The sequence below is a fragment of the Mycobacterium sp. NGS22 genome (assembly GCF_059813095.1).
On the sequence record NZ_JCALDY010000006.1, the window covers coordinates 24,411 to 47,798 of the forward strand.

Annotated in this window: 22 protein-coding genes; 10 read left to right on the plus strand and 12 right to left on the minus strand. The window is 66.5% G+C overall.

The window, feature by feature from the left end:
* Positions 1 to 50 precede the first annotated feature (50 nt).
* Genes dmpG through AC5Y47_RS07070 form a run of 3 tightly spaced genes read right to left on the minus strand, consistent with a single transcriptional unit; the run spans position 51 to position 2,812 of the window.
* Positions 51 to 1,094 carry a 4-hydroxy-2-oxovalerate aldolase gene (dmpG, locus tag AC5Y47_RS07060; RefSeq protein WP_499943199.1) on the minus strand — a complete coding sequence of 348 codons (1,044 nt, stop codon included), beginning with the start codon at positions 1,092 to 1,094 and terminating at the stop codon, positions 51 to 53.
* Positions 1,091 to 2,005, minus strand: a complete 915-nt coding sequence (locus AC5Y47_RS07065) for an acetaldehyde dehydrogenase (acetylating) (protein ID WP_499943200.1) — start codon at positions 2,003 to 2,005, stop codon at positions 1,091 to 1,093. Before AC5Y47_RS07065 ends, dmpG begins: the two co-directional genes overlap by 4 nt.
* 21 nt (positions 2,006 to 2,026) lie before the next feature.
* A complete protein-coding gene (locus AC5Y47_RS07070) occupies positions 2,027 to 2,812 on the minus strand; it encodes a 2-keto-4-pentenoate hydratase (RefSeq protein ID WP_499943201.1) in 786 nt (261 codons plus the stop codon).
* A gap of 72 nt (positions 2,813 to 2,884) precedes the next feature.
* On the opposite strand from AC5Y47_RS07070, the gene kstD reads away from it, so the two are divergent.
* Both kstD and chsH3 read left to right on the plus strand, forming a co-directional pair.
* Entirely contained in the window at positions 2,885 to 4,567 is a 1,683-nt protein-coding gene (gene kstD / locus AC5Y47_RS07075) for a 3-oxosteroid 1-dehydrogenase (RefSeq protein ID WP_499943202.1), read from the plus strand.
* A gap of 1 nt (position 4,568) precedes the next feature.
* Positions 4,569 to 5,429 carry an enoyl-CoA hydratase ChsH3 gene (gene chsH3 / locus AC5Y47_RS07080; RefSeq protein WP_499943203.1) on the plus strand — a complete coding sequence of 287 codons (861 nt, stop codon included), beginning with the start codon at positions 4,569 to 4,571 and terminating at the stop codon, positions 5,427 to 5,429.
* A 264-nt stretch (positions 5,430 to 5,693) separates the two neighbouring features.
* Here chsH3 and AC5Y47_RS07085 read toward each other — a convergent pair whose 3' ends face one another.
* The 7 genes from AC5Y47_RS07085 to AC5Y47_RS07115 form a co-directional block, all read right to left on the minus strand.
* Complete coding sequence (locus AC5Y47_RS07085) at positions 5,694 to 6,563, minus strand: hypothetical protein (protein WP_499943204.1); 870 nt, start codon at positions 6,561 to 6,563, stop codon at positions 5,694 to 5,696.
* A 602-nt stretch (positions 6,564 to 7,165) separates the two neighbouring features.
* Positions 7,166 to 8,323, minus strand: a complete 1,158-nt coding sequence (gene ltp2, locus AC5Y47_RS07090; RefSeq protein ID WP_499943205.1) for a 17-hydroxy-3-oxo-4-pregnene-20-carboxyl-CoA lyase — start codon at positions 8,321 to 8,323, stop codon at positions 7,166 to 7,168.
* Positions 8,323 to 8,724: a MaoC family dehydratase gene (locus AC5Y47_RS07095; RefSeq protein WP_499943206.1), complete on the minus strand. Its 402-nt coding sequence runs from the start codon at positions 8,722 to 8,724 to the stop codon at positions 8,323 to 8,325. The genes ltp2 and AC5Y47_RS07095 overlap by 1 nt, the downstream gene beginning before the upstream one ends.
* Positions 8,721 to 9,665, minus strand: a complete 945-nt coding sequence (locus AC5Y47_RS07100; RefSeq protein ID WP_499943207.1) for a bifunctional MaoC family dehydratase N-terminal/OB-fold nucleic acid binding domain-containing protein — start codon at positions 9,663 to 9,665, stop codon at positions 8,721 to 8,723. Before AC5Y47_RS07100 ends, AC5Y47_RS07095 begins: the two co-directional genes overlap by 4 nt.
* Entirely contained in the window at positions 9,662 to 10,825 is a 1,164-nt protein-coding gene (gene fadE29, locus AC5Y47_RS07105; RefSeq protein WP_499943208.1) for an acyl-CoA dehydrogenase FadE29, read from the minus strand. The genes AC5Y47_RS07100 and fadE29 overlap by 4 nt, the downstream gene beginning before the upstream one ends.
* Complete coding sequence (locus tag AC5Y47_RS07110; RefSeq protein WP_499943209.1) at positions 10,825 to 11,829, minus strand: acyl-CoA dehydrogenase family protein; 1,005 nt, start codon at positions 11,827 to 11,829, stop codon at positions 10,825 to 10,827. The genes fadE29 and AC5Y47_RS07110 overlap by 1 nt, the downstream gene beginning before the upstream one ends.
* A gap of 7 nt (positions 11,830 to 11,836) precedes the next feature.
* On the minus strand, positions 11,837 to 13,075 hold the full coding sequence (locus tag AC5Y47_RS07115; protein ID WP_499943210.1) for a cytochrome P450: 1,239 nt from the start codon (positions 13,073 to 13,075) through the stop codon (positions 11,837 to 11,839).
* 121 nt (positions 13,076 to 13,196) lie between these two features.
* Here AC5Y47_RS07115 and AC5Y47_RS07120 point away from each other — a divergent pair, with 121 nt between their 5' ends.
* Genes AC5Y47_RS07120 through AC5Y47_RS07130 form a run of 3 tightly spaced genes read left to right on the plus strand, consistent with a single transcriptional unit; the run spans position 13,197 to position 16,071 of the window.
* The gene (locus AC5Y47_RS07120; protein ID WP_499943211.1) at positions 13,197 to 14,360 is read left to right on the plus strand and encodes a steroid 3-ketoacyl-CoA thiolase; all 1,164 of its coding nucleotides are present in this window, start codon (positions 13,197 to 13,199) and stop codon (positions 14,358 to 14,360) included.
* A 31-nt stretch (positions 14,361 to 14,391) separates the two neighbouring features.
* Positions 14,392 to 14,844, plus strand: a complete 453-nt coding sequence (locus AC5Y47_RS07125; RefSeq protein ID WP_499943212.1) for a nitroreductase family deazaflavin-dependent oxidoreductase — start codon at positions 14,392 to 14,394, stop codon at positions 14,842 to 14,844.
* A 3-nt stretch (positions 14,845 to 14,847) separates the two neighbouring features.
* The gene (locus AC5Y47_RS07130) at positions 14,848 to 16,071 is read left to right on the plus strand and encodes a class I SAM-dependent methyltransferase (RefSeq protein ID WP_499943213.1); all 1,224 of its coding nucleotides are present in this window, start codon (positions 14,848 to 14,850) and stop codon (positions 16,069 to 16,071) included.
* On the opposite strand, the gene AC5Y47_RS07135 is transcribed toward AC5Y47_RS07130, so the two are convergent.
* Both AC5Y47_RS07135 and AC5Y47_RS07140 read right to left on the minus strand, forming a co-directional pair.
* A complete protein-coding gene (locus AC5Y47_RS07135) occupies positions 16,068 to 16,988 on the minus strand; it encodes an SDR family oxidoreductase (protein WP_499943214.1) in 921 nt (306 codons plus the stop codon). The genes AC5Y47_RS07130 and AC5Y47_RS07135 overlap by 4 nt on opposite strands.
* 17 nt (positions 16,989 to 17,005) lie before the next feature.
* A complete protein-coding gene (locus AC5Y47_RS07140) occupies positions 17,006 to 17,797 on the minus strand; it encodes an SDR family oxidoreductase (RefSeq protein WP_499943215.1) in 792 nt (263 codons plus the stop codon).
* Positions 17,798 to 17,854: 57 nt separating this feature from the next.
* Between AC5Y47_RS07140 and echA20 the strand changes: the two genes are divergently transcribed.
* The 5 genes from echA20 to AC5Y47_RS07165 are packed head-to-tail and all read left to right on the plus strand — an operon-like array spanning position 17,855 to position 23,349.
* Complete coding sequence (gene echA20 / locus AC5Y47_RS07145) at positions 17,855 to 18,610, plus strand: (7aS)-7a-methyl-1,5-dioxo-2,3,5,6,7,7a-hexahydro-1H-indene-carboxyl-CoA hydrolase (protein WP_499943216.1); 756 nt, start codon at positions 17,855 to 17,857, stop codon at positions 18,608 to 18,610.
* Positions 18,607 to 19,491 (plus strand): cholesterol ring-cleaving hydrolase subunit IpdA, encoded by an 885-nt coding sequence (gene ipdA / locus AC5Y47_RS07150; protein ID WP_499943217.1) that lies wholly within the window; start codon positions 18,607 to 18,609, stop codon positions 19,489 to 19,491. Before echA20 ends, ipdA begins: the two co-directional genes overlap by 4 nt.
* The gene (gene ipdB / locus AC5Y47_RS07155; RefSeq protein WP_499943218.1) at positions 19,488 to 20,234 is read left to right on the plus strand and encodes a cholesterol ring-cleaving hydrolase subunit IpdB; all 747 of its coding nucleotides are present in this window, start codon (positions 19,488 to 19,490) and stop codon (positions 20,232 to 20,234) included. Before ipdA ends, ipdB begins: the two co-directional genes overlap by 4 nt.
* Positions 20,231 to 21,298, plus strand: a complete 1,068-nt coding sequence (gene ipdC / locus AC5Y47_RS07160) for a (3aS,4S,5R,7aS)-5-hydroxy-7a-methyl-1-oxo-octahydro-1H-indene-4-carboxyl-CoA dehydrogenase (protein ID WP_499943219.1) — start codon at positions 20,231 to 20,233, stop codon at positions 21,296 to 21,298. Before ipdB ends, ipdC begins: the two co-directional genes overlap by 4 nt.
* Positions 21,295 to 23,349 carry a fatty acid desaturase gene (locus AC5Y47_RS07165; protein WP_499943220.1) on the plus strand — a complete coding sequence of 685 codons (2,055 nt, stop codon included), beginning with the start codon at positions 21,295 to 21,297 and terminating at the stop codon, positions 23,347 to 23,349. The genes ipdC and AC5Y47_RS07165 overlap by 4 nt, the downstream gene beginning before the upstream one ends.
* Positions 23,350 to 23,388: the final 39 nt, after the last annotated feature.

Sequence of the window (23,388 nt, forward strand, 5' to 3'; positions counted from 1 at the left end):
GATCGAGGTTACTCGCGAAATCAAGGCCCGGGGGCCCCGCTTTTCCGGTACTAGGCCGGCGCTTCCTGCTCGCGCCTGATCTCCAGTGCGATGTCGATCAACTGGTCTTCCTGGCCGCCGATCAACTTGCGCTGCCCGGCGCGGTGCAGCAGTTCGTGCGGCGGGACGCCGTAACGCTCACCCTGCCGGATGGCGTGCTTGAGGAAGCTCGAGTAGACGCCCGAGTACCCCATGATCAGCGCGTTGCGGTCCAGCAGGCATTCGGCCGGCATGGCCGGGCGCACCACGTCCTCGGCTGCGTCGGCGATGTCGAAGAAGTCGATGCCGGTTTTGACGCCGATCTTGTCGAACACCCCGATCAACGCCTCGACCGGCGCGTTGCCCGCCCCGGCGCCGAAGCGGCGCACGCTGCCGTCGATCTGCTTGGCGCCGGCGCGTACCGCCTCCACCGAGTTGGCCACCCCGAGACCGAGGTTCTCGTGACCGTGGAAGCCCACCTGCGCGTCCTCGCCGAGCTCGGCGACTAGGGCCGAGACCCGGTCAGCGACCCCGTCGAGCACCAACGCGCCGGCGGAGTCGACGACATAGACGCACTGGCAGCCGGCGTCGGCCATGATCCGCGCCTGCGCGGCCAGCTTCTCCGGCGGGATGGTGTGCGCCATCATCAGGAACCCGACGGTCTCCAGGCCCAGCTCGCGGGCCAGCCCGAAGTGCTGGATGGAGACGTCGGCCTCGGTGCAGTGGGTGGCGATCCGGCAGATCGTCCCGCCGTTGTCCTGCGCTTCTTTGATGTCCTCCTTGGTGCCCACGCCGGGCAGCATCAGGAACGCGATCTTGGCTTCGGTCGCGGTTTCGGCGGCGAGCTTGATCAGCTCCTGTTCGGGGGTTTTGGAGAAGCCGTAGTTGAAGCTCGACCCGCCCAGGCCGTCGCCGTGCGTCACCTCGATCACCGGTACCCCGGCGGCATCCAGCGCCGTCACGATGGAACGCACCTCGTCCTTGGTGAACTGGTGACGTTTGTGATGCGAACCGTCACGCAGCGAGGTATCGGTGATCCGGACGTCCCACGCGCCCTCGAAAATGTGGCCGGTCATCGTGCGCCTCCCGTCACCGCGAGCGTCTCTTTGGCGATCTCCTCGCCCACCTTGGTGGCCGCCGCGGTCATGATGTCGAGATTGCCGGCGTAGGGCGGCAGGTAGTCGCCCGCGCCTTCGACCTCGACGAACGTGGTGACCAGCGCCTGTCCGCCGGAGTTGATCGACGGCTCGTCGAACTGCGGCTCGTTGAGCAACCGGTAGCCAGGCACGTAGGTCTGGACTTCGGCGACCACGTCCCTGATCGACTGGGCGATGGCGTCGCGGTCGGCATCCTCGGGGATGGCGCAGAAGATGGTGTCGCGCATGATCATCGGCGGGTCGGCCGGGTTCAGGATGATGATCGCCTTACCCCGTGCGGCGCCGCCGATGGTCTGCACGCCGCGCGAGGTGGTCTTGGTGAACTCGTCGATGTTGGCCCGGGTGCCCGGGCCGGCCGAGACCGACGCCACCGACGCCACGATCTCGGCGTACGGAACGTCCACCACCCGGGACACTGCGTAGACGATCGGGATCGTCGCCTGTCCCCCGCAGGTGATCATGTTGACGTTCGGGGCGTCGAGGTGTTCCCGCAGGTTCGCCGGCGGGATCACCGCCGGGCCCACCGCGGCCGGTGTGAGGTCGATGGCCCGGATACCGGCGGCCTCGTACTTCGGTGCGGCGTCGCGGTGCACGTAGGCGCTGGTGGCCTCGAACACCAGGTCGGGTTTCTCGGACTGCTCGAGCAACCAGTCGGCGCCCTTGTGGCTGGTCTCCAGTCCCAGCTTGCGGGCCCGCGCCAGACCTTCGCTGTCCGGGTCGATGCCGACCATCCAGCGTGGTTCCAGCCAGTCCGATCGCAGCAGCTTGTAGAGCAGGTCGGTGCTGATGTTTCCCGACCCGACAATGGCCACACTCGCCTTGTCTGGCATGACGCGCTCCTCTTACTTGAGCTATTCGAACGACAAACGAACGGCACCCAGGCCGGCGAAGTCGGCGACGAACTCGTCGCCGGCATGCACGTCGACCGCAAAGGTGCACGACCCGGGCAACACCACGTCACCCTTTTTCAACCGCACCCCGAAGCTTTCCACCTTGCGAGCCAGCCAGGCCACCGCCGTGGCGGGATTGCCCAGCACGGCGTCGCTGCGGCCCTCGGCGATCAGCTCCCCGTTGCGGGTCAGCTTCGCGTCGATCGCGGTGATGTCGACGTCGTCAGGCGACACCCGGGCCTCGCCCAGCACGAATCCGGCCGACGAGGCGTTGTCGGCGATGGTGTCGCACAACGCGATCTTCCAATCCCGGATCCTGGTGTCGATCAGTTCGATGGCGGGGGCGACGGCCTCGGTGGCGGCCAGCACGTCGTCCTCGGTGCAGCCCGCTCCGGGCAGGTCCTCGCCCAGGATGAAGCCGACCTCGACCTCGACCCTCGGCAAGAGGTACCGGCCGGTCTTGACCGGGGTGGACTCGAACACTTCCATCTCGTCGAGCAAGTGCCCGTAGTCGGGCTCGTCGACGCCCATCATCTGCTGCATCACCTTCGACGACAGCCCGACCTTGTGCCCGACCACCCGGGCGCCCTCGGCCACCCGTTGCCGGATGTTGATCAGCTGGATTTCGTAGGCGTCCACGACGTCGATGTCGGGGTACGCGGATGTCAGCGGGGCTATCCCGACGCGGCTACGTTCGGCCTGTGCGAGGTCGGCAGCCAGCTCGTCGCGGGTCGCAACATGCAGCATTTACCGAATTCCCTTCGCGCTTGTGACCGGGCCAGTAGCGCCCGACCCGGGCAATTCTATAACGTGTTCTACATGACAGCACAGGAGTACGACGTCGTCGTGGTAGGCAGCGGCGCCGCCGGCATGGTGGCTGCCCTCACCGCCGCGCACCGCGGCCTCTCGACAGTAGTCGTCGAGAAGGCTCCGCACTTCGGCGGATCGACCGCCCGGTCCGGCGGCGGCGTCTGGATCCCGAACAACGAGGTGCTGCAGCGGGACGGCGTGCGCGACACACCCGAGGCGGCTCGGCAGTATCTGCACGGCATCGTCGGCGATGTCGTCGAACCGAAACGCATCGACACCTACCTGCAGCGCGGGCCCGAGATGCTCTCGTTCGTCCTCAAGCACACACCGCTGAAGATGTGCTGGGTGCCCCGCTACTCCGACTACTACCCGGAAGCGCCGGGCGGCCGCGCGGACGGGCGGTCAATCGAGCCGAAGCCGTTCAACGCCCGCAAACTCGGTCCCGACGAGGCCGGACTGGAACCGGCGTACGGCAAGGTCCCGCTGAATGTCGTTGTGATGCAGCAGGACTACGTGCGCCTGAACATGCTCAAGCGGCACCCGCGGGGGGTGGCCCGCAGTTTGAAGGTCGGTGCGCGCACCATGTGGGCCAAGGCAACCGGCAAAAACCTGGTCGGCATGGGTCGCGCGTTGATCGCGCCACTGCGGATCGGGTTGCAGCGGGCCGGTGTCCCGGTGGTGCTCAACACCGCGCTGACCGACCTGTATGTGGAGGACGGCGTGGTGCGCGGGATCTACGTGCAGGACACCGCGGCGCCGGAATCGGCTGAACCACGGCTGATCCGGGCCCGGCGCGGCGTGATCCTCGCCTCCGGCGGCTTCGAACACAACGAGCAGATGCGGGTCAAGTACCAGCGCGCACCGATCACCTCGGAGTGGACCGTGGGCGCCAAAGCCAACACCGGTGACGGCATCGTCGCCGGCGAAAAGCTGGGCGCCGCACTCGATTTGATGGAAGACGCCTGGTGGGGTCCGACGGTGCCGCTGGTCGGTGCGCCGTGGTTCGCGCTGTCCGAGCGCAACTCGCCGGGTTCGATCATCGTCAACATGTCCGGCAAGCGGTTCATGAACGAATCGATGCCCTATGTCGAGGCCTGCCACCACATGTACGGCGGCGAACACGGCCAGGGCCCCGGGCCGGGGGAGAACATTCCGGCCTGGCTGGTGTTCGACCAGCAGTACCGCGACCGTTACATCTTCGCCGGACTGCAAGCCGGGCAACGGATTCCGCGCAAGTGGATGGAATCCGGGGTGATCATCCAGGCGGACACGCTCGAGGAGCTGGCCGCCAAGGCCGGTCTGCCGGCCGAGGAGTTCAGCAAGACCGTGGCGCGTTTCAACGGCTTCGCGCGGTCCGGCGTCGACGAGGACTTCCACCGCGGTGAAAGCGCCTACGACAAGTACTACGGCGACCCGACCAACAAGCCCAATCCGAACCTGGGCGAGATCAGCCATGCCCCCTATTACGCCGCCAAGATGGTTCCGGGTGACCTGGGCACCAAGGGCGGCATCCGCACCGACGTGCACGGACGTGCCCTGCGCGACGACGGCAGCATCATCGACGGCCTCTATGCCGCAGGCAATGTCAGTGCGCCGGTGATGGGTCACACCTACCCGGGTCCGGGTGGCACAATCGGCCCGGCCATGACCTTCGGATACCTGGCGGCACTGCACATTGCCGGAGAGGGCTGAAATGCCGATCGATGTAGCGACCGCACTGGCCGCCGAGTTGGACCCGATCGAATTCTCTTGGACCAGTAGCGATATCCAGCTCTACCACCTCGGTCTGGGCGCGGGCGCCGACCCGATGGATCCGCGCGAACTGCGTTACCTGGTGGACGACACCCCGCAGGTGTTGCCGACGTTCGGCAACGTGGCCGCGTCGTTCCACATGACGGAGCCCCCCACCGTGCAGTTCCCCGGCATCGACATCGAGTTGGCGAAGGTGCTGCACGCCTCCGAGCGGGTGGAGGTGCCCGCGCCACTGCCGCCGTCGGGTTCGGCGAAAGCCGTCACCCGGTTCACCGACATCTGGGACAAGGGCAAAGCCGCGGTGATCTGGAGCGAGACAACGGTGACGGCGCCGGACGGCACGTTGTTGTGGACGCAGCGACGGTCGATCTTCGCCCGCGGTGAAGGCGGATTCGGTGGCGAGCGTGGGCCCTCGGGATCGGACGCGGCACCTGACCGTGCACCCGATCTGCAGATCCCGCTGCCGTTGCTGCCGCAGCAGGCGCTGCTGTACCGGTTGTGCGGTGACCGCAACCCGCTGCACTCCGATCCCGAATTCGCCTCTGCCGCAGGCTTTCCCAAGCCCATTCTGCACGGTCTATGCACCTACGGCATGACCTGCAAGGCGATAACCGACGCGTTGCTGGATGGGGACGCGTCGGCGGTGGGGGCGTACGGTGCCCGCTTCGCCGGTGTCGCGTTTCCCGGCGAGACGTTGCAGGTCAACGTCTGGAAAGAGGACGGTCGTTTCCTGGCCGGGGTGGTCGCGCCGTCGCGCGACGATGCGGTGGTGCTGACCGGCGTGGAGCTCGTCCCCGCGTAGGTGGGGGCTTCGCCCCTCGCCCCTCGTCCCTCGCCCCTCGCCCCTCGCCCCTCGCGCCGAGCGTGCGGCTGCCGCAGCGCCCCCTTCTCGCCGAGCGTCACGCTAGCGTGGCCGTCGACGCCGAGCGTCACGCTAGCGTGACTCGCGACGGACCGCCGCAGCTCTCGCCACGCCCCCTCGCCACGCCCCTCTCGGCACGCCCTCTCGCCACGCCCCCTCTCGCCGAGCGTCACGCTAGCGTGACTGCCGACGCCGAGCGTCACGCTAGCGTGGCATTCGGAGGCGATCGGACGTCACACCCCGTCTGGCGCGAGCGGCTGCGACACGTCGGACGATGTCCGCGGGTCGATCGCTCGCGACGACGCGGATGTTGATCCAGCCGCATCGCTCGACCTTTTCCTGTCGGCGGACGTCCCACTTGTATCGCCGCCTATCCGTGCGGTGCTGTTCGCCGTCGTACTCGGCAGCGACCTTGACGTCTTGCCAGCCCATGTCCAGATAGGCAAACTCGTCGCCATACTCGTCGACGACTGGGATTTGTGTTTGCGGACGCGGGAATCCCGCCCTGATCAGCAGCAACCGAAGCCATGTTTCTTTGGGTGATTGGGATCCGCCGTCTGCCAGTGCGAGGGCGGACCGCGCTCGGCGTATTCCGCGCCGCATCGGGTACCGCTCGGCGAGCACGTTTGCCTCGGCAACCTGCAGATTGCCGGCCGCGAGCAAGGCGTCAATCGCCGCAACGGCATCGTCGGTCGGGTACCAGCAGCCCAGGTCGAGTGCCGTCCGGGCGGGACTCGTCACAGGTATATCGGCGCGACGGACGATCTCGTCGGCCCCGACGGCATCGCCGTGAACTCTGATCCCTGGCAACGGATTTCGATTGGTATGGAGAATCTCCATCGGCCCGCAAGGATCGACCCACTTGGCGCCGTGTACCGCACTGGCTGTCAACCCTGCGACAATTCCTCGCCGTCTCGACCACAGCCATGCCGCTTTGGCCCGCATTTCCGGCGTCAGCTCCGCGTGCGGGTCGACATACACGTCACGAAGCAGCTTCCGGTACCGCGTGCGCAGAACACTCTTGATCAAATCCCCGCTCGCGACGGCTTCGCTGCCGATAAACGGGTCGCCCATCGCCGCAAGGTGACACGCGGCGGCGTCAACGTCACTTCATTCATCCACAGCGCCACACTGGCGTGACGCTCGGTGATCACGGACGCTCTGGTGAGAGGGGGCATGGCGAAGCCGCGGCGGTCCCCGTCGCGAGCCACGCTAGCGTGACGCTCGGCGTCGACGGCCACGCTAGCGTGACGCTCGGCGCTCATGGACGCTCGGCGAGAGATCGGCGCGAGGGGGCATGGCGAAGCCGCGGCGGTCCCCGTCGCGAGTCACGCTAGCGTGACGCTCCGCGTCGACGGCCACGCTAGCGTGACGCTCGGCGAGAGATCGGCACGAGGGCGCGTGGCGGAGCCGCGGCGGTCCCCGTCGCGAGTCCCGCTAGCGTGACGCTCCGCGTCGACGGCCACGCTAGCGTGACGCTCGGCGAGAGATCGGCACGAGGGCGCGTGGCGGAGCCGCGGCGGTCCCCGTCGCGAGTCACGCTAGCGTGACGCTCGGCGTCGACGGCCACGCTAGCGTGACGCTCGGCGAGAGATCGACCGAGGCCAGGCCAGGCGAGGGGTAAGGCGCGGCGGCGAGTGATCGCGGCGAGGCCAGGCCAGGCGAGGGCCCGGGGGCTACCCCAGAATCAACCCCGACGTCGGCACACCCGTCCCAGCAGTCACCAGCACATGCTCGACGTCAGGCACCGGGTTCACCGAGGTCCCGCGCAGCTGACGCACACCCTCCGCGATGCCGTTCATGCCGTGGATGTAGGCCTCACCGAGTTGACCACCGTGGGTATTGATGGGCAGCCGCCCGCCGATCTCGATCGCACCGTCGGCGACGAAGTCCTTGGCCTCACCCCGACCGCAGAATCCCAACTCCTCCAACTGGATCAGCGTGAACGGCGTGAAATGGTCGTAGAGCACCGCAGTCTGAATATCGGCGGGCGTAAGACCCGACTGCGCCCAAAGCTGTTGGCCGACAAGACCCATCTCGGGCAGACCCAGCTCGGACCGGTAATAGCTGACCATCGTGTACTGGTCAGGACTGGAGCCCTGCGCCGCCGCCTCGATCACCGCGGGCCGGTGCTTGAGGTCGCGTGCCCGCTCCGCCGACGTCACGACGATCGCCACCGCACCGTCGGTTTCCTGGCAGCAGTCCAGCAACCGCAGCGGTTCGGCGATCCAGCGCGAATTCTGGTGATCCTCAATGGTTATCGGCTTCTCGTAGAAGTACGCCTTGGGATTTTTCGCTGCATGTCGACGGTCTGCCACCGACACCGCACCGAAGTCCCGGCTCGTAGCCCCCGACCAGTGCATGTAGCGCCGGGCGATCATCGCGACCTGCGCGGCCGGCGTCGACAGCCCGTGCGGGTAGCAGAACGAGTTGTCCACACCGGTGGAGTCGGCGTTCTCGGTCAACCGGGTCTGCACCTGGCCGAACCGCATCCCGGAGCGCTCGTTGAAGGCGCGGTACGCAACGACGACGTCGGCGACACCGGTCGCGACGGCAATCGCCGCCTGCTGCACCGTCGCACACGCCGCGCCACCGCCGTAGTGGATCTTGGAGAAGAACTTCAGATCGCCGATCCCAGCCGCCCGCGCCACCGCGATCTCGGTGTTGGTGTCCATCGTGAACGTGGTCAGACCGTCGACGTCGGCAGGCGAAAGCCCGGCGTCGTCAAGCGCGTCCTGCACCGCCTCGGCCGCCAGCCGCAGCTCGGACCGACCGGAGTTCTTGGAGAAGTCGGTGGCGCCGATCCCGACAATGGCCGCCTTGCCCGACAGCATCACACGTCCCCAATCGTCAGCGTCACCGTCGCGATCACATGATTGCCAAGGCTGTTGGCGCCGATCACCTTCACCGTGATCAGACCGTCCTGCACCGCGGTCACCTCACCGGAGAAGGTCACCGTGTCGTAGGCGTACCACGGCACACCGAGCCGCAGCCCGATCGACTTGATCAACGCCGACGGCCCCGCCCAGTCGGTGACGTAACGCTGCACCAACCCGGTGTCGGTCAGGATGTTGACGAAGATGTCCTTGGACCCCTTGGCCTGCGCCAGATCCCGATCGTGGTGCACATCCTGAAAATCCCTGGTGGCCAACGCAGTCGAGATGATGAACGTCGGGGTCCCTTCCAGCTTCAACTCGGGCAGCTGCAAGCCCACTTCCACAGCGGGCGCGCTCATGCTTCCGGCTCCCACGCGTAGAGGGTCCACGACGGCCCGTAATCGCCGGCCGGGAAATCGATATACGTTGCCCGCACGGGCATTCCGATTTCGACGGCCGCCGGGTCGACGCCCCGCAACTCGCCGAGCATCCGCACACCCTCCTCCAGTTCCACCAGCGCGATCACGAACGGCAATGTCCGGCCGGGGACCCGAGGCGCATGGTGCACCACGAAACTGAACACGGTGCCGCGGCCGCTGGCCACCGCATACGCGACCGGCTCAGCGGGGTCCTGCCACACGGCCGGTACCGGCGGGTGCTGCAACGAACCGTCGGCCAGCTTCTGGATCCGCAACTCGTGCGCGTTGACGCCTTCCCAGAAGAACGCGGTGTCGCGCGACGAGGCCGGACGCATCATCGCGTCGGCGTCGAGGTCGTCGGGAACAGCCGAAGAAGACTCGGCGGGTTTGAATTTGAGGATGCGCCAATTCATTTCGGCTACATCCTCGTCACCCACCCGCCAGGTGATGAGTTGGTTGATGAAGTAGCCCTCACCGAGCGCGGTCTGCTTGGGCCCGACCACATCGCGCATCTCCGAAACAATGCTGACCTGCTCGCCGGGGCGCAGATACCGGTGGTAGGTCTGCTCACAGTTCGTCGCCACCACACCGATGTATCCGGCGTCGTCGAACAGCTGCATGATCGGACCCATGGGATCGTCGGTCGGGCGCTGGCCACCCTGGCCGAACATCGTCCACACCTGAATCATGGCCGGCGGAGCCACGATTCCGGGATGACCGGCCGCACGAGCCGCGTCTTCGTCCACATAGATCGGATTGCGGTCACCCAGCGCTTCGACCCAGTTGTTCACGATCGGCTGGTTCACCGGGTCCCGCGCTTCGCGCGGCTTGGCGACGACCGTCGCGATCACCTCCGCGACGGCTTCTTTCAGGTCGGTCATCGAGGCACCCTCGGCACCTTCAAACCGGCAGCAGCGATCATCTCCCGCATCACCTCGTTGACGCCCCCGCCGAACGTGATCACCAGATTGCGTTTGGTCTGGGAGTCCAGCCACTCGAGCAGCTCCGCCGTTTCCGGCTCGGCCGGGTTGCCGTACTTGCCGACGATTTCCTCGGCCAGCCGACCGATGTACTGAATCTTCTCGGTACCAAAGACTTTCGTCGACGCGGCGTCGGCGACGTTGATGTCCTCACCGGCCGCGGCCACCTGCCAGTTCAGCAATTCGTTGATCCGCCAAAGCGAATAGATCTCGCCGAGGGCGCGCTTGACGTCATGGTGGTCTATCGGAGTGACGCCGTCGCCGCCGGGCTTGGAGGCCCAAGCGTGCACGCGGTCGTAGATGCCGGCGGTGCGGCCGGCCGGTCCGAGCATCACCCGCTCGTTGTTGAGCTGCGTGGTGATCAACCGCCACCCGCCGTTCTCCTCGCCGACCAGCATGTCGGCCGGTACCCGCACGTCGTTGTAGTAGGTGGCGTTGGTGTGGTGCGCCCCGTCGGACAGAATGATCGGCGTCCACGAGTAGCCGGGATCCTTGGTGTCGGCGATCAGGATCGAAATGCCCTTGTGCTTAACGGCTTCCGGGTCGGTGCGGCAGGCCAGCCAGATGTAGTCGGCGTCATGGGCGCCGGTGGTGAAGATCTTCTGTCCGTTGACGATGTACTCGTCACCCTGGCGCACCGCGGTGGTCCGCAGCGACGCCAGGTCGGTGCCCGCATCCGGTTCGGTGTAGCCGATCGCGAAGTGCACCTCGCCGGCCAGGATCGCGGGCAGGAACTTCTTCTTCTGCTCCTCGCTGCCGAACTGCTGCAGCACCGGACCGACCGTCTGCAACGTCACCGCCGGCAACGGCACGTCGGCGCGATGCGCCTCGTTGACGAAGATGGACTGCTCGATCGGCCCGAAACCCAAGCCGCCGAACTCCTTCGGCCATCCGACGCCGAGCTTGCCGTCCTTGCCCATCCGGCGGATCACCGCGCGGTAGGCCGCGTTGTGCCGGTCGGACTCCATCGCTTTGGCTTCGTCGGACGAAATCAGGTTGGAAAAGTATTCCCGCAGCTCCGCTTGCAGCTGACGCTGCTCCGGAGTCAAGTCTATGTACATCAGACTCCCACCAGATCGAGACGATGCGAAGGCCCACCCAGCAACCGGGTCAGATCCTTGATCGTGGAGTAGTACCGGTGCATGGGATAGGTGACGTCCATGCCCATGCCGCCGTGCAGATGGTGACAGATCTGCATCACCGGAGGCGCCTGCGACGCCAGCCAGTAGCCGAGCACATCGAGATCCGACGCCGCATCCAGCCCTTCGGCGAGCTTCCAGATCACCGCCTTGGAAGCCAGATCGATGGTGCGCGAGGCGATGTAGACCTCGGCCAACTGTGCGGCCACGGTCTGGAACGTCGACAACGGTTTGCCGAATTGCTTGCGTTCGGCGACATAGTCGGCGGTCAGCCGCAACGCGCCGGCCACCAACCCGTCGGCGTAGGCGCCGATCATGGCCAGCGCCAGCTGATTTACCCGCGTCGCTGAAGCACCGGCAAGGACGTCACCGTCAGCAACCGAGACGTCGTCGAACGTCACGGTGTATTCCTCGGCGTCGTTGGACGTGGGCGTACGAACCAAGCCGACGCCCTCGGCCTTCGGCGAGACGACCACCACCGCGTCGTCGGCGGTCACCAGCAACCATTCTGCCGAGTCTGCGTATCCCACACCGACTTTCACACCCGACAGCCGACCACCGTCGAATGCGACCGACGGCCGTTCCGGCAACGCGCGACCGGGTTCGTTCAGGGCGGCGGTCAACACCCCGCCTTTGGCGACGCCGGCCAGGAAACGATCCTGCTGCTCGTCGGACGCCAACTCGAGCAACGGCACCACACCGAATCCCAAGGTGGCCAACGCCGGTGTGATCGCGCCATGCCTGCCCACTTCGGTGAGCACGGTGCCCACCTCGGTCAGCCCGACCCCGTCACCGCCGAGACGTTCCGGCACCGCCAACGCCGTCACGCCACCGGAAACCAAAGCCTCCCAGGACAATTCGCGGTCCAACACGGAGGTTACGACGTCGGCGACGGCCTCTTGCTCTGCACTGAGATCGAAGTCCATGCCAGGATCACCGGGCGCCGGTGTAGTCGACCTGCCAGTGCTTGATGCCGTTGAGCCAGCCGGACCGCAGCCGCTCGGGCTCGGAGACCGGCTTGAGGTTCGGCATGTGGTCGGCGATCGCGTTGAAGATCAAGTTGATCGTCATCCGGGCCAGGTTGGCACCGATGCAGTAATGCGCTCCGGTGCCGCCGAAGCCGACGTGCGGGTTGGGGTCGCGCAGGATGTTGAACGTGTGCGGGTCGTCGAAGACGTCTTCGTCGAAGTTGGCCGACCGGTAGGACATCACCAACCGCTGACCCTTCTTGATCTGAACGCCGTTGAGCTCCAAGTCTTTATTGGCGGTGCGCTGGAACGCCGACACCGGCGTGGCCCAGCGGACGATCTCGTCGGCCGTGGTGGACGGCCGTTCCTTCTTGAAAAGCTCCCACCGGTCGGGGTTGTCCGCGAAGGCGATCATTCCGTGCGTGATCGAGTTACGGGTGGTCTCGTTGCCGGCCACCGCCAGCATGATCACGAAGAAGCCGAACTCGTCGTCGGACAGCTTCTCTCCCTCGATGTCGGCCTGGATCAAGGTGGTGACGATGTCGTCGGTCGGGTTCTCGTTGCGCTCCGCGGCCATCGCCATCGCGTAGGTGATCAGCTCCAGCGACGACTGTGCGGGGTCGATGTCGGCGTATTCGGGATCCTCTCCGCCCGTCATCTCGTTGGACCAGCGGAACAACTTGTCCCGGTCGTCCTGCGGCACGCCCAGCAGCCCGGCGATGGCCTGCAGCGGCAGCTCGCACGACACCTGCTCGACGAAGTCGCCGGAGCCCGCCGTTGCCGCCTCCTCGGCGATGCTCTGGGCCCGGCGGGAGAGCTCATCCTCCAGCCGTCCGATCGCGCGCGGGGTGAAGCCGCGCGAGATGATCTTGCGCAGCCGGGTGTGATGCGGAGCGTCCATGTTGAGCATGACGTTGCGCTGCAGATCGACGCTCTCGCGGGTCATCTCCTTGGGCCAGGTCGGGATCGCGCCGTTCTCCCAACTCGAGAAGTCGTCACTGCGCCGCGACACCTCCTTGACGTCGGCGTGCTTGGTCACCAGCCAATAGCCGTTGTCCTCGAAGCCCGCGCAGCCGTCGGGCACTTCCACCCAGTGGATCGGTTCCGACTCGCGAAGCTGGGCGAGTTCCGCGACGGGAAGCCCGGCAAGGTTAATGTCGGGGTCGAGGAAGTCGAAGTCCGCCGGAATTTCCGAGTGTGCCATTCGGGTGCTCTCCTAAATTGCAACGAGTTCTAGTGCCAGTAAAACACGGCTCCACCGCAGACAAAAGGCGGTCCGGCATCCTCGCTTGTCATAGTAATGAAACGTGTTCTAGCCTGGCTCCATGGGTAACCCGGTAATCGTCGAAGCCACCCGCAGCCCGATCGGGAAGCGCAATGGATGGCTGTCTGGACTGCACGCCACCGAGCTCCTGGGCGCCACCCAGAAGGCGCTGGTGGACAAGGCCGGCATCGACGCGAGCGACGTCGAACAGATCGTCGGCGGCTGCGTGACGCAATTCGGCGAGCAGTCCAACAACATCACCCGGGTGAGCTGGCTGGTCGCCGGGCTGCCGGAGCACGTCGGCGCCATGACCGTCGACTGCCAGTGCGGCAGCGGCCAGCAGGCCAACGGTCTGGTCGCCGGGCTGATCGCGGCGGGTGCCATCGACATCGGCATCGCCTGCGGCATCGAGGCCATGAGCCGCGTCGGCCTGGGCGCCAACGCCGGTCCCGACCGCAGCATCCTGCGGCCGGCGTCGTGGGACATCGACCTGCCTGACCAGTTCACCGCCGCCGAACGGATCGCCAAGCGGCGCGGCATCACCCGCGACGAACTCGACGAGTTCGGCTATCAGTCCCAAGCCAAGGCAAAGCAGGCCTGGGCCGAAGGCCGCTTCGATCGCGAGATCTCGCCGCTCGAGGCCCCCGCGCTCGACGAGAACAAGCAGCCGACGGCCGACCGCGTCACGATCAACCGCGACCAGGGGCTGCGGGAGACGTCGCTGTCGGGGCTGAGCACGCTGAAGCCGGTGCTGGACGGCGGCATTCACACCGCGGGCACGTCGTCGCAAATCTCCGACGGCGCCGCCGCGGTGTTGTGGATGGACGAGGACAAGGCGAAGGCGCTGGGTCTCAAGCCGCGGGCGCGAATCGTCAGCCAGGCGCTCGTCGGCGCCGAGCCCTACTACCACCTCGACGGCCCGGTGCAGTCGACGGCGAAGGTGCTGGAGAAAGCCGGCATGAAGATCGGCGACATCGACCTGGTCGAGATCAACGAGGCGTTCGCGTCGGTCGTGCTGTCCTGGGCGCGGGTGCACGAGCCCGACATGGACCGGGTCAACGTCAACGGCGGCGCGATCGCACTCGGCCACCCGGTGGGCAGCACCGGCAGCCGGCTGATCACCACCGCGCTGCACGAGTTGGAGCGCACCGACAAGAGCACCGCGCTGATCACCATGTGCGCCGGCGGCGCCCTGTCGACCGGGACCATCATCGAACGCATCTAGCACTTGCGCGCGACACCCATAAGATGTGCCCATGCCGAAATCACCGCCACGGTTTCTGAATTCGCCATTCAGCACTTTTTTCATCAAATGGATGTCGCGGCTGAACACCTGGATGTATCGCCGCAATGGCGGTGAAGGTCTGGGCGGCACCTTCCAGAACATCCCCGTCGCGCTGCTGACCACCATCGGCCGCAAGACCGGCGAGGAGCGGGTGAGTCCGCTGTATTTCCTGCGCGACGGTGACCGGGTGGTCGTGGCGGCATCGCGGGGCGGGTCGGCGAAAAACCCGATGTGGTACCTCAACCTGAAGGCCAACCCGAAGGTGAAAGTACAGATCAAGAAAGAAGTCCTGGACCTGACCGCTCGCGACGCCACCGACGAGGAGCGCGGCAAATACTGGCCGAAACTGGTCGACATGTATCCGACCTACGAGGACTACCAAGCCTGGACCGACCGCACGATCCCCATCGTCATCTGCGAGTGACAAATGACTGATCGGCTGAACGATGTCGTTTCCGCGCAATACGAGAAGTGGACATATCCCGAACCCATTCAGGACATCACCGAATGGCTTGTCGACGGCTGGCAATGGTTCGATCCGAGTCACGCACACCTGCAACTCTGGCCGGACCGTGAGTACCAGCCCGACTCGGACATTCTGATCGCTGGATGCGGCAGCAATCAGGCCGCGATCATCGCCTACAACAACCGTTCCGCCAGGGTGGTGGCGATCGACGTCAGCCAACGGTCACTGGATCACGAGCAGTACCTCAAAGACCGGCACGGGCTGTCCAACCTGGAGTTGCACCGGCTGCCCATCGAAGAGGTGTCGACGCTCGGGCGCGATTTCGACCTGATCATGTCCACCGGGGTGCTGCACCACCTGGCCGATCCGGCGCTGGGGATGAAGGCGCTCGCCGATTGCCTGCGGCCCGGCGGCGCCGTGGCACTGATGCTGTATGCGCGCTACGGCCGGGTCGGCGTCGAGTTGTTGCAATCGGTCTTCCGCGATCTGGGGTTGGGTCAGGACGAGGACGGGATCCGGATGGTCAACGCGACCATCTCGATGCTCGATCCCAATCATCCGTTCCTGGCATACCGCGACACGGCTCCGGACCTGTATTACGATGCGGGCCTTGTCGATACGTGTCTGCACGGCCGCGACCGCAGCTTCACCACCGGAGACTGCATTGATCTGGTCACCTCGGCCGGACTGGTGTTTCAGCGGTGGTTCCACAACGCGCCGTACTACCCGCACGACCTCAATTCCCTGTCCAACCCGGCCACCGAATTCTTCGCAACGATGAGCGCGTTGCCGGAGCATCAAATGTGGGCTCTGCTGGAAAAACTCAGGACGGCCAATTCGTGCCACTTCTTCATCGCCGCGCACCCCGACCGGCCGAAACAGAGCTACACCATTGACTTTTCGTCGCCCGACGCCCTGGACTACGTGCCGCGGATGCGGCTGAGCTGTCGCCTGACCGGCGCCGAGCTCCATCGCCCGCAGTGGGACATGACCCTCAATGCCGCCGAGCTGCCATTCGTCCAATACATCAACGGGCAGCGCACAATTCGCGAGATCGCGGCCGCCGTCGCCGGCGACGGGACCGACAGCATCAAGCTCGAACTGTACGAAAAGTTCGGGCGCGGACTGTTTCAGTCGCTGTGGCGGCTCGACTTCGTCGACATGAGCCTGGAGGCCGTGCGCTAGGAGCCGGCTCCGTAAACCGGTACCGGCGTGCGCGATTTGGCCAGTAGGTCGGTGACGACGGGCCCCAGCTCAGCCGGATCCCACCTGGCGCCCTTATCGATCTGCGGGCCGTGCGCCCACCCTTCGGCGACCCGGATCAGCCCGGCTTCGACCTCGAACACCTTGCCGGTGACGTCGCGGGATTCGACGCTGCCCAGCCACACCACCAGCGGCGAGACGTTCTCCGGGGCCATCGCGTCGAAGCCGCCGTCCTCGGGAGCCGCCATGGTCTCGGCGAACACCGCCTCGGTCATCCGGGTGCGCGCGGCCGGGGCGATCGCATTGACGGTGATCCCGTAGCGGCCGAATTCGGCGGCACCGACCAGGGTCAGCGCGGCGATGCCGGCCTTCGCGGCCGAGTAGTTGCCCTGCCCCACGCTGCCCTGCAGACCGGCGCCCGAACTGGTGTTGATGATGCGGGCGTTGAGCGTGTCCGGGCCCACCGCACCGGATTTGATCTGGCGACGCCAGTAACCGGCGGCGTGCCGCAGGGTCGCAAAGTGCCCCTTGAGGTGGACGCGGATCACAGCGTCCCACTCACTTTCACTGGTATTGGCCAACATTCGGTCGCGGATGAAGCCGGCGTTGTTGACCAGCACGTCCAGACCACCGAAGGTGTCGACGGCGGTGTCGATCAGATTCTGCGCGCCCGTCCAGTCGGCGACGTCGTCGCCGTTGGCGACCGCTTCGCCCCCGGCCGCGGTGATTTCGTCGACGACCTGTTGTGCCGGGCTCTCACCGGCCGACCCGTCCAGGCCCACCCCGATGTCGTTGACCACCACCCGCGCACCCTCGGCCGCGAAGGCCAACGCGTGCGCGCGACCGATCCCGCGGCCCGCACCGGTGACGATGACAACCCGGCCGTCCACCACGCCCATACCCATTACACCTTTCGTTATTTGTTGGCACTCGAGGTGTTCAGGTACTGCGGCGGCTCCCCTCCGCCGTGCACCTCGAGCGTGGCACCGCTGACGTAGGAAGCCACATTGGACACCAAAAACGCTGCGGCCCAACCGACGTCGGCCGGGAGTGCGAGCCGTCCCAGCGGCACGGTGGCCGAGATCCGTTCGATCGACTCGGCATCGCCGTAGAACAGGTCGGCCTGCTCGGTTTCGACCATGCCGACCACGACGGCGTTGACCCGGACCTTGGGCGCCCACTCCACCGCCAGGGTGGTGGTGAGGTTCTCCAGGCCGGCCTTGGCGATGCCGTAGGCCGCCGTGCCAGGGGTGGGCCGCCGGCCACTGACACTGCAGACGTTCACGATGGATCCCCCGCCGTCCTGCTGTTGCATCAGCGCGTTGGCGTGCTGCGAAACCAGCAGTGGGGCAAGCACATTCAGGTCGACGATCTTGCGGCTGAAGTTGTGCGGAGCTTCGGCCGCCAGCACGTACGGCGACCCTCCGGCGTTGTTGACCACGACGTCGAGGCGGCCGTGTTGCTCGGCTATCGAGTCGACGAGCCGTTTGACCGAATCCTCGTCGCGGACGTCGCAACTGTGGAATTCGTGCGGATATCCCTCGACCGGCCGGCGCGCGCAGGCGATGACCGTCGCGCCCTGCTCGGCGAAAACCGCGCTGATCCCGGCGCCGACGCCGCGGACTCCGCCGGTCACCAGCACCACCCGCCCGGTCAGGCCGAGACTGATCCCGTCGCCGTTCGGGGGGGCTGATCGAGGATGGGGCACTGTGCTAGCGTACCAAGCAAGTGCTTGCTTAGGTAATCGACCCCAGCAGGAAGTGCCATGACGATCACCTCTTCTACCCTCGAACCGGGCATAGTCGCCGTCACGGTCGACTACCCGCCCGTCAACGCCATCCCGTCGAAAGGATGGTTCGAACTGGCCGACGCGATCACGGCCGCGGGCGCCGATCTCGAGACCCACGCGGTGATCCTGCGGGCGGAGGGCCGGGGCTTCAACGCCGGCGTGGACATCAAGGAAATGCAGCGTACCGAGGGTTTCACCGCGCTGATCGACGCCAACCGGGGCTGCTTCGCCGCATTCCGCGCGGTCTACGAATGCGCGGTGCCGGTGATCGCCGCGGTGAACGGATTCTGCGTCGGCGGCGGCATCGGCCTGGTCGGCAACTCCGACGTGATCGTCGCCTCCGACGACGCCACCTTCGGTCTGCCGGAGGTCGAACGCGGTGCGCTCGGCGCGGCCACCCACCTGTCCCGCCTGGTGCCCCAGCACCTGATGCGGCGACTGTTCTTCACCGCGGCCACCGTGGACGCCGCCACCCTGCACCACTTCGGGTCGGTGCACGAGGTGGTGCCGCGCTCCGAGTTGGACGAAGCCGCCCTGCGGGTGGCCCGCGACATCGCCACCAAGGACACCCGCGTCATCCGCGCGGCCAAGGAGGCGCTGAACCTCATCGACGTGCAACGGGTCAACTCGAGTTACCGCATGGAGCAAGGGTTTACCTTCGAACTCAACCTCGCCGGCGTCGCCGACGAGCACCGCGACGCGTTCGCCGGCACGGCGAAGGGCAAGAAGTGAGCGACAAACGCACCACCCTGGACGAGGCCGTCGCGCAGGTCGAAAGCGGCATGACCGTCGGCATCGCCGGCTGGGGATCCCGGCGCAAGCCGATGGCCTTCGTCCGCGCCCTGCTGCGCACCGACGTCACCGACCTCACCGTCGTCACCTACGGCGGACCCGACCTGGGCCTGCTGTGCTCGGCCGGCAAGGTGAAGCGCGTCTACTACGGGTTCGTCTCGCTGGACTCCCCGCCGTTCTACGACCCGTGGTTCGCCAAGGCGCGTACCACCGGCGCCATCGAGGCCCGCGAGATGGACGAAGGCATGCTGCGTTGCGGATTGCAGGCGGCGGCCCAGCGGCTGCCGTTCCTGCCGATCCGCGCCGGGTTGGGCAGCTCGGTGCTCGACTTCTGGGAAGGTGAACTGCAGACCGTCACCAGCCCGTATCCGTCGGCGGGCAGCGGGCACGAGACGCTGATCGCCATGCCCGCGCTGACCTTGGACGTCGCCTTTGCGCACCTCAATCTCGGTGACGCAGCGGGCAATGCGGCCTACACCGGCATCGACCCGTACTTCGACGACCTGTTCCTGATGGCCGCGCAGCAGCGCTTCCTGTCGGTGGAACGCGTGGTGTCCACCGAAGAACTGGTCAAAGCCGTTCCGCCGCAGGCACTGTTGATCAACCGAATGATGGTCGACGGTGTCGTGGAAGCGCCGGGCGGTGCCCACTTCACCACCGCCGCACCCGATTACGGACGGGACGAGAAGTTCCAGCGACACTACGCCGAGGCCGCCTCGACCGACGAGGGCTGGCAGCAGTTCGTGCAGACCTACCTGTCCGGCAGCGAAGAGGACTACCAGGCGGCGGTACGCAAGTTCGGTGAGGAGGCGGGCAAGTGAGCACCACCCGAGCCGAGGTCTGCGCGATCGCGTGCGCCGAATTGTTCCGCGACGCAGGCGAGATCATGATCAGCCCGATGACCAACATGGCGTCGGTGGGCGCCCGGCTGGCGCGGCTGACCTTCTCCCCCGACATCCTGCTCACCGACGGCGAAGCCCAGCTGCTGGCCGACACCCCGCCGTTGGGCAAGACGGGTGCCATCGAGGGCTGGATGCCGTTCGGCCGGGTCTTCGAGACCCTGGCCTGGGGCCGGCGGCACGTCGTCATGGGCGCCAATCAGGTTGACCGCTACGGCAATCAGAACATCTCGGCGTTCGGGCCGCTGCAACAGCCGACCCGGCAGATGTTCGGCGTCCGCGGCTCGCCCGGCAACACCATCAACCATGCGACCAGCTACTGGGTCGGCAATCACTCCAAGCGGGTCTTCACCGATACGGTCGACGTCGTCTCCGGCATCGGCTACGACAAGGTCGACGCGAGCAACCCGGCGTTCCGGTTCGTCAACGTCTACCGGGTGGTGTCCAACCTCGGTGTGTTCGACTTCGGTGGACCGGACGGCACCATGCGCGCGTTGAGCCTGCACCCCGGCGTTGCCCCCGACGAGGTACGGGAGGCGACTTCGTTCGAGGTGCACGGGCTCGATGAGGCCGGCGAGTCCAGGCTGCCGAGCGACGACGAACTCCGCCTGATCCGCGAGGTCATCGACCCGAAGGCGCTGCGCGACAGAGAGATCCGGCAGTGAGGCTGCGTACCCCGCTGACCGAGCTGGTCGGCATCGAGCATCCGGTGGTGCAGACCGGGATGGGTTGGGTGGCCGGTGCGCGGCTGGTTTCGGCGACGGCCAATGCCGGCGGGTTGGGCATCCTGGCGTCGGCGACCATGACGCTGGACGAACTGGCTGTGGCGATCAAGAAGGTCAAGGCTGCCACCGACAAGCCGTTCGGGGTGAACATGCGCGCCGACGCGGCCGACGCCGGCGATCGGGTCGAGCTGATGATCCGTGAAGGTGTCAAGGTGGCCTCGTTCGCGTTGGCGCCCAAACAGGAGCTGATCGCCCGGCTGAAAGAAGCCGGCGCCGTGGTGGTTCCGTCGATCGGCGCCGCCAAGCACGCACGCAAGGTCGCCGCCTGGGGTGCGGACGCGATGATCGTGCAGGGTGGGGAGGGCGGCGGGCACACCGGTCCCGTCGCGACCACGCTGCTGCTGCCGTCGGTGCTGGATGCTGTGAAGGACAGCGGGATCCCGGTGATCGCCGCGGGCGGGTTCTTCGACGGACGCGGTCTGGCCGCTGCGCTTTCCTACGGTGCCGCCGGGGTCGCCATGGGCACCCGGTTCCTGCTCACCTCGGACTCCACCGTCCCCGACGCCGTCAAGCAGCGGTACCTGGAGTCCGCGCTGGACGGCACCGTAGTCACCACGCGGGTCGATGGCATGCCGCACCGGGTGCTGCGCACCGGACTCGTCGAGAAGCTTGAAAGCGGCTCGCGGGCAAGGGGTTTCACCGCGGCAGTGCGTAATGCGGGGAAGTTCAAGCAGATGTCGCAGATGACCTGGCGCTCGATGATCCAGGACGGGCTGGCCATGCGCCACGGCAAGGAACTCACCTGGTCTCAGGTGGTGATGGCGGCCAACACCCCGATGCTGCTCAAGGCCGGGCTGGTCGAGGGCAACACTGAAGCCGGGGTGCTGGCATCGGGGCAAGTGGCCGGGATCTTGGACGACCTGCCGTCCTGTGCGGAGCTGATCGACACGATCGTGCGCGACGCGATCACGCATTTACAAAAGGCATCTGCGCTGGTCGAGTGAGTGGCGCGTGTCAAATAGGCTACGCTATCGCAGCTATGGCGACCGTCGAGATGGAACCAGCGGCCCCAGAAGCTACCCACCACGCGCTGCCCGACCCGGGTGAAGCGGTACCCAAGCTGGCGCTGCCCACAGTCGGAGTCTTTTTCGCCGCACTGACCTCGTTCGTGGTGGCGACCGTCGGTTATCTGCACGGCTGGGCGCCCTGGTGGGTGACCATCCCGGTCAACGCGGCGGTGACATTCGTGATGTTCACCGTCGTGCACGACGCGTCGCACTACTCGATCAGCTCGACGCGCTGGGTGAACGGGCTGATGGGACGGCTCGCTTGGCTCTTCGTCGGTCCGGTGGTCGCCTTCCCGTCGTTCGGCTACATCCACATCCAGCATCACCGGCACTCCAACGACGACGATCAGGACCCCGACACCTTCGCTTCGCACGGCAAGTGGTGGCAGCTGCCGCTGCGGTGGTCGCTGGTCGAGTACTTCTATCTGCGGTACTACCTGCCGCGGGCGCGCAGCCGGCCGGTCGGCGAGGTCGCCGAGACGCTGGTGATGATGGCTTTGAGCGTGACCGGGCTGGTGGTCGCGATCGTCACCGGAAACTTCTGGGCACTAGCCGTCGTCTTCCTGATCCCGCAGCGCATCGGGCTCACCGTCCTGGCGTGGTGGTTCGACTGGCTGCCGCACCACGGACTGGCCGACACCCAGCGCACCAACCGCTACCGTGCCACCCGCAACCGGGTCGGCGCCGAATGGTTGTTCACCCCGGTGCTGCTGTCGCAGAACTACCACCTGGTGCACCACCTGCACCCGTCGGTGCCGTTCTACCGCTACGTGCGCACGTGGAAGCGCAACGAAGAGGCTTACCTGGAACGCAACGCGGCGATCTCCACGGTCTTCGGTCAGCAGCTGAATCCGGACGAGTTCCGGGAGTGGAAGGAACTGAACGGCCGGCTGGCGAAATTGCTGCCGGTGCGGATGCCGAGCCGGTCCAGCTCTCCGCACGGGGTGTTCCACCGCATCCCGGTGGCCTCCGTCGATCCGATCACCGCCGACAGCACCCTGGTCACCTTCGCCGTGCCGGAAGCATTGCGGGACGCGTTCCGGTTCGAGCCGGGCCAGCACGTGACGGTGCGCACCGACCTGGGCGGTCAGGGGGTACGCCGTAACTACTCGATCTGCGCCGCCGCGACCCGTGCCCAGTTGCGCATCGCGGTCAAACACATTGGCGGCGGGGCGTTCTCGACGTTCGTGGCCGAGCGGTTGCAGGCCGGTGACGTCCTGGAGCTGATGACACCCACCGGGCGGTTCGGCACGGCGTTGAATCCGTTGCACCGCAAGCACTACGTGGGCCTGGTGGCCGGCAGCGGGATCACGCCGGTGCTGTCCATCCTCGCGACGACCCTCGAGGTCGAGACCGAAAGCCGGTTCACGCTGATCTACGGCAACCGCACCAAGGAATCGACGATGTTCCGCGCCGAGCTGGATCGGCTGGAGGCGCGCTATGCCGACCGGCTGGAGATCCTGCACGTGCTGTCGGGTGAGTCGATGCACACGCCCGCACTGCGCGGCCGCATCGACCGCGACAAGCTCAACCTGTGGCTGACCGGAAACCTGCAGCCGGATGCCGTTGACGAGTGGTTCATCTGCGGACCGATGGAGATGACGACGACGGTCCGTGAGGTGCTGCTCGAGCATTGCGTGGACTCCGAACGGATCCACCTCGAACTGTTCCACGGCTTCGGCACCGCATCGCCGGCCGAACACGAATACGGCTCGGCGACAGTGACTTTCACGCTGTCCGGCGAGCAGTACAGCTACGACCTGGCCCCCGGCGACTCGATTCTGGAAGGCACGCTGCAGGTGCGCGACGACGCGCCGTACGCCTGCATGGGCGGGGCGTGCGGGACGTGCCGGGCGCGGCTGGTCGAGGGGCAGGTGGAGATGGATCACAACTTCGCGCTGGGGCAGGCCGAACTCGACGCCGGCTACATTCTGACGTGCCAGTCGCATCCGACGACGCCGTTCGTGGCGGTCGACTTCGACGCTTGATTTCCTTCCCGGCCGAACGTGAATTACACGACGCGACAC

Bases quoted from the DNA above. Each gene is read 5' to 3' on its own strand.
- dmpG (WP_499943199.1), bottom strand. From the start codon at position 1,094: ATGACCGGCCACATTTTCGAGGGCGCGTGGGACGTCCGGATCACCGAT.
- AC5Y47_RS07095 (WP_499943206.1), bottom strand. From the start codon at position 8,724: ATGAGCGCGCCCGCTGTGGAAGTGGGCTTGCAGCTGCCCGAGTTGAAG.
- fadE29 (WP_499943208.1), bottom strand. From the start codon at position 10,825: ATGTACATAGACTTGACTCCGGAGCAGCGTCAGCTGCAAGCGGAGCTG.
- kstD (WP_499943202.1), top strand. From the start codon at position 2,885: ATGACAGCACAGGAGTACGACGTCGTCGTGGTAGGCAGCGGCGCCGCC.
- chsH3 (WP_499943203.1), top strand. From the start codon at position 4,569: ATGCCGATCGATGTAGCGACCGCACTGGCCGCCGAGTTGGACCCGATC.
- ltp2 (WP_499943205.1), bottom strand. From the start codon at position 8,323: ATGCTGTCGGGCAAGGCGGCCATTGTCGGGATCGGCGCCACCGACTTC.
- AC5Y47_RS07070 (WP_499943201.1), bottom strand. From the start codon at position 2,812: ATGCTGCATGTTGCGACCCGCGACGAGCTGGCTGCCGACCTCGCACAG.
- AC5Y47_RS07135 (WP_499943214.1), bottom strand. From the start codon at position 16,988: ATGGGCGTGGTGGACGGCCGGGTTGTCATCGTCACCGGTGCGGGCCGC.
- AC5Y47_RS07110 (WP_499943209.1), bottom strand. From the start codon at position 11,829: ATGGACTTCGATCTCAGTGCAGAGCAAGAGGCCGTCGCCGACGTCGTA.
- AC5Y47_RS07120 (WP_499943211.1), top strand. From the start codon at position 13,197: ATGGGTAACCCGGTAATCGTCGAAGCCACCCGCAGCCCGATCGGGAAG.
- AC5Y47_RS07100 (WP_499943207.1), bottom strand. From the start codon at position 9,665: ATGACCGACCTGAAAGAAGCCGTCGCGGAGGTGATCGCGACGGTCGTC.
- AC5Y47_RS07125 (WP_499943212.1), top strand. From the start codon at position 14,392: ATGCCGAAATCACCGCCACGGTTTCTGAATTCGCCATTCAGCACTTTT.
- AC5Y47_RS07115 (WP_499943210.1), bottom strand. From the start codon at position 13,075: ATGGCACACTCGGAAATTCCGGCGGACTTCGACTTCCTCGACCCCGAC.
- AC5Y47_RS07085 (WP_499943204.1), bottom strand. From the start codon at position 6,563: ATGGGCGACCCGTTTATCGGCAGCGAAGCCGTCGCGAGCGGGGATTTG.
- AC5Y47_RS07130 (WP_499943213.1), top strand. From the start codon at position 14,848: ATGACTGATCGGCTGAACGATGTCGTTTCCGCGCAATACGAGAAGTGG.
- AC5Y47_RS07065 (WP_499943200.1), bottom strand. From the start codon at position 2,005: ATGCCAGACAAGGCGAGTGTGGCCATTGTCGGGTCGGGAAACATCAGC.
- echA20 (WP_499943216.1), top strand. From the start codon at position 17,855: ATGACGATCACCTCTTCTACCCTCGAACCGGGCATAGTCGCCGTCACG.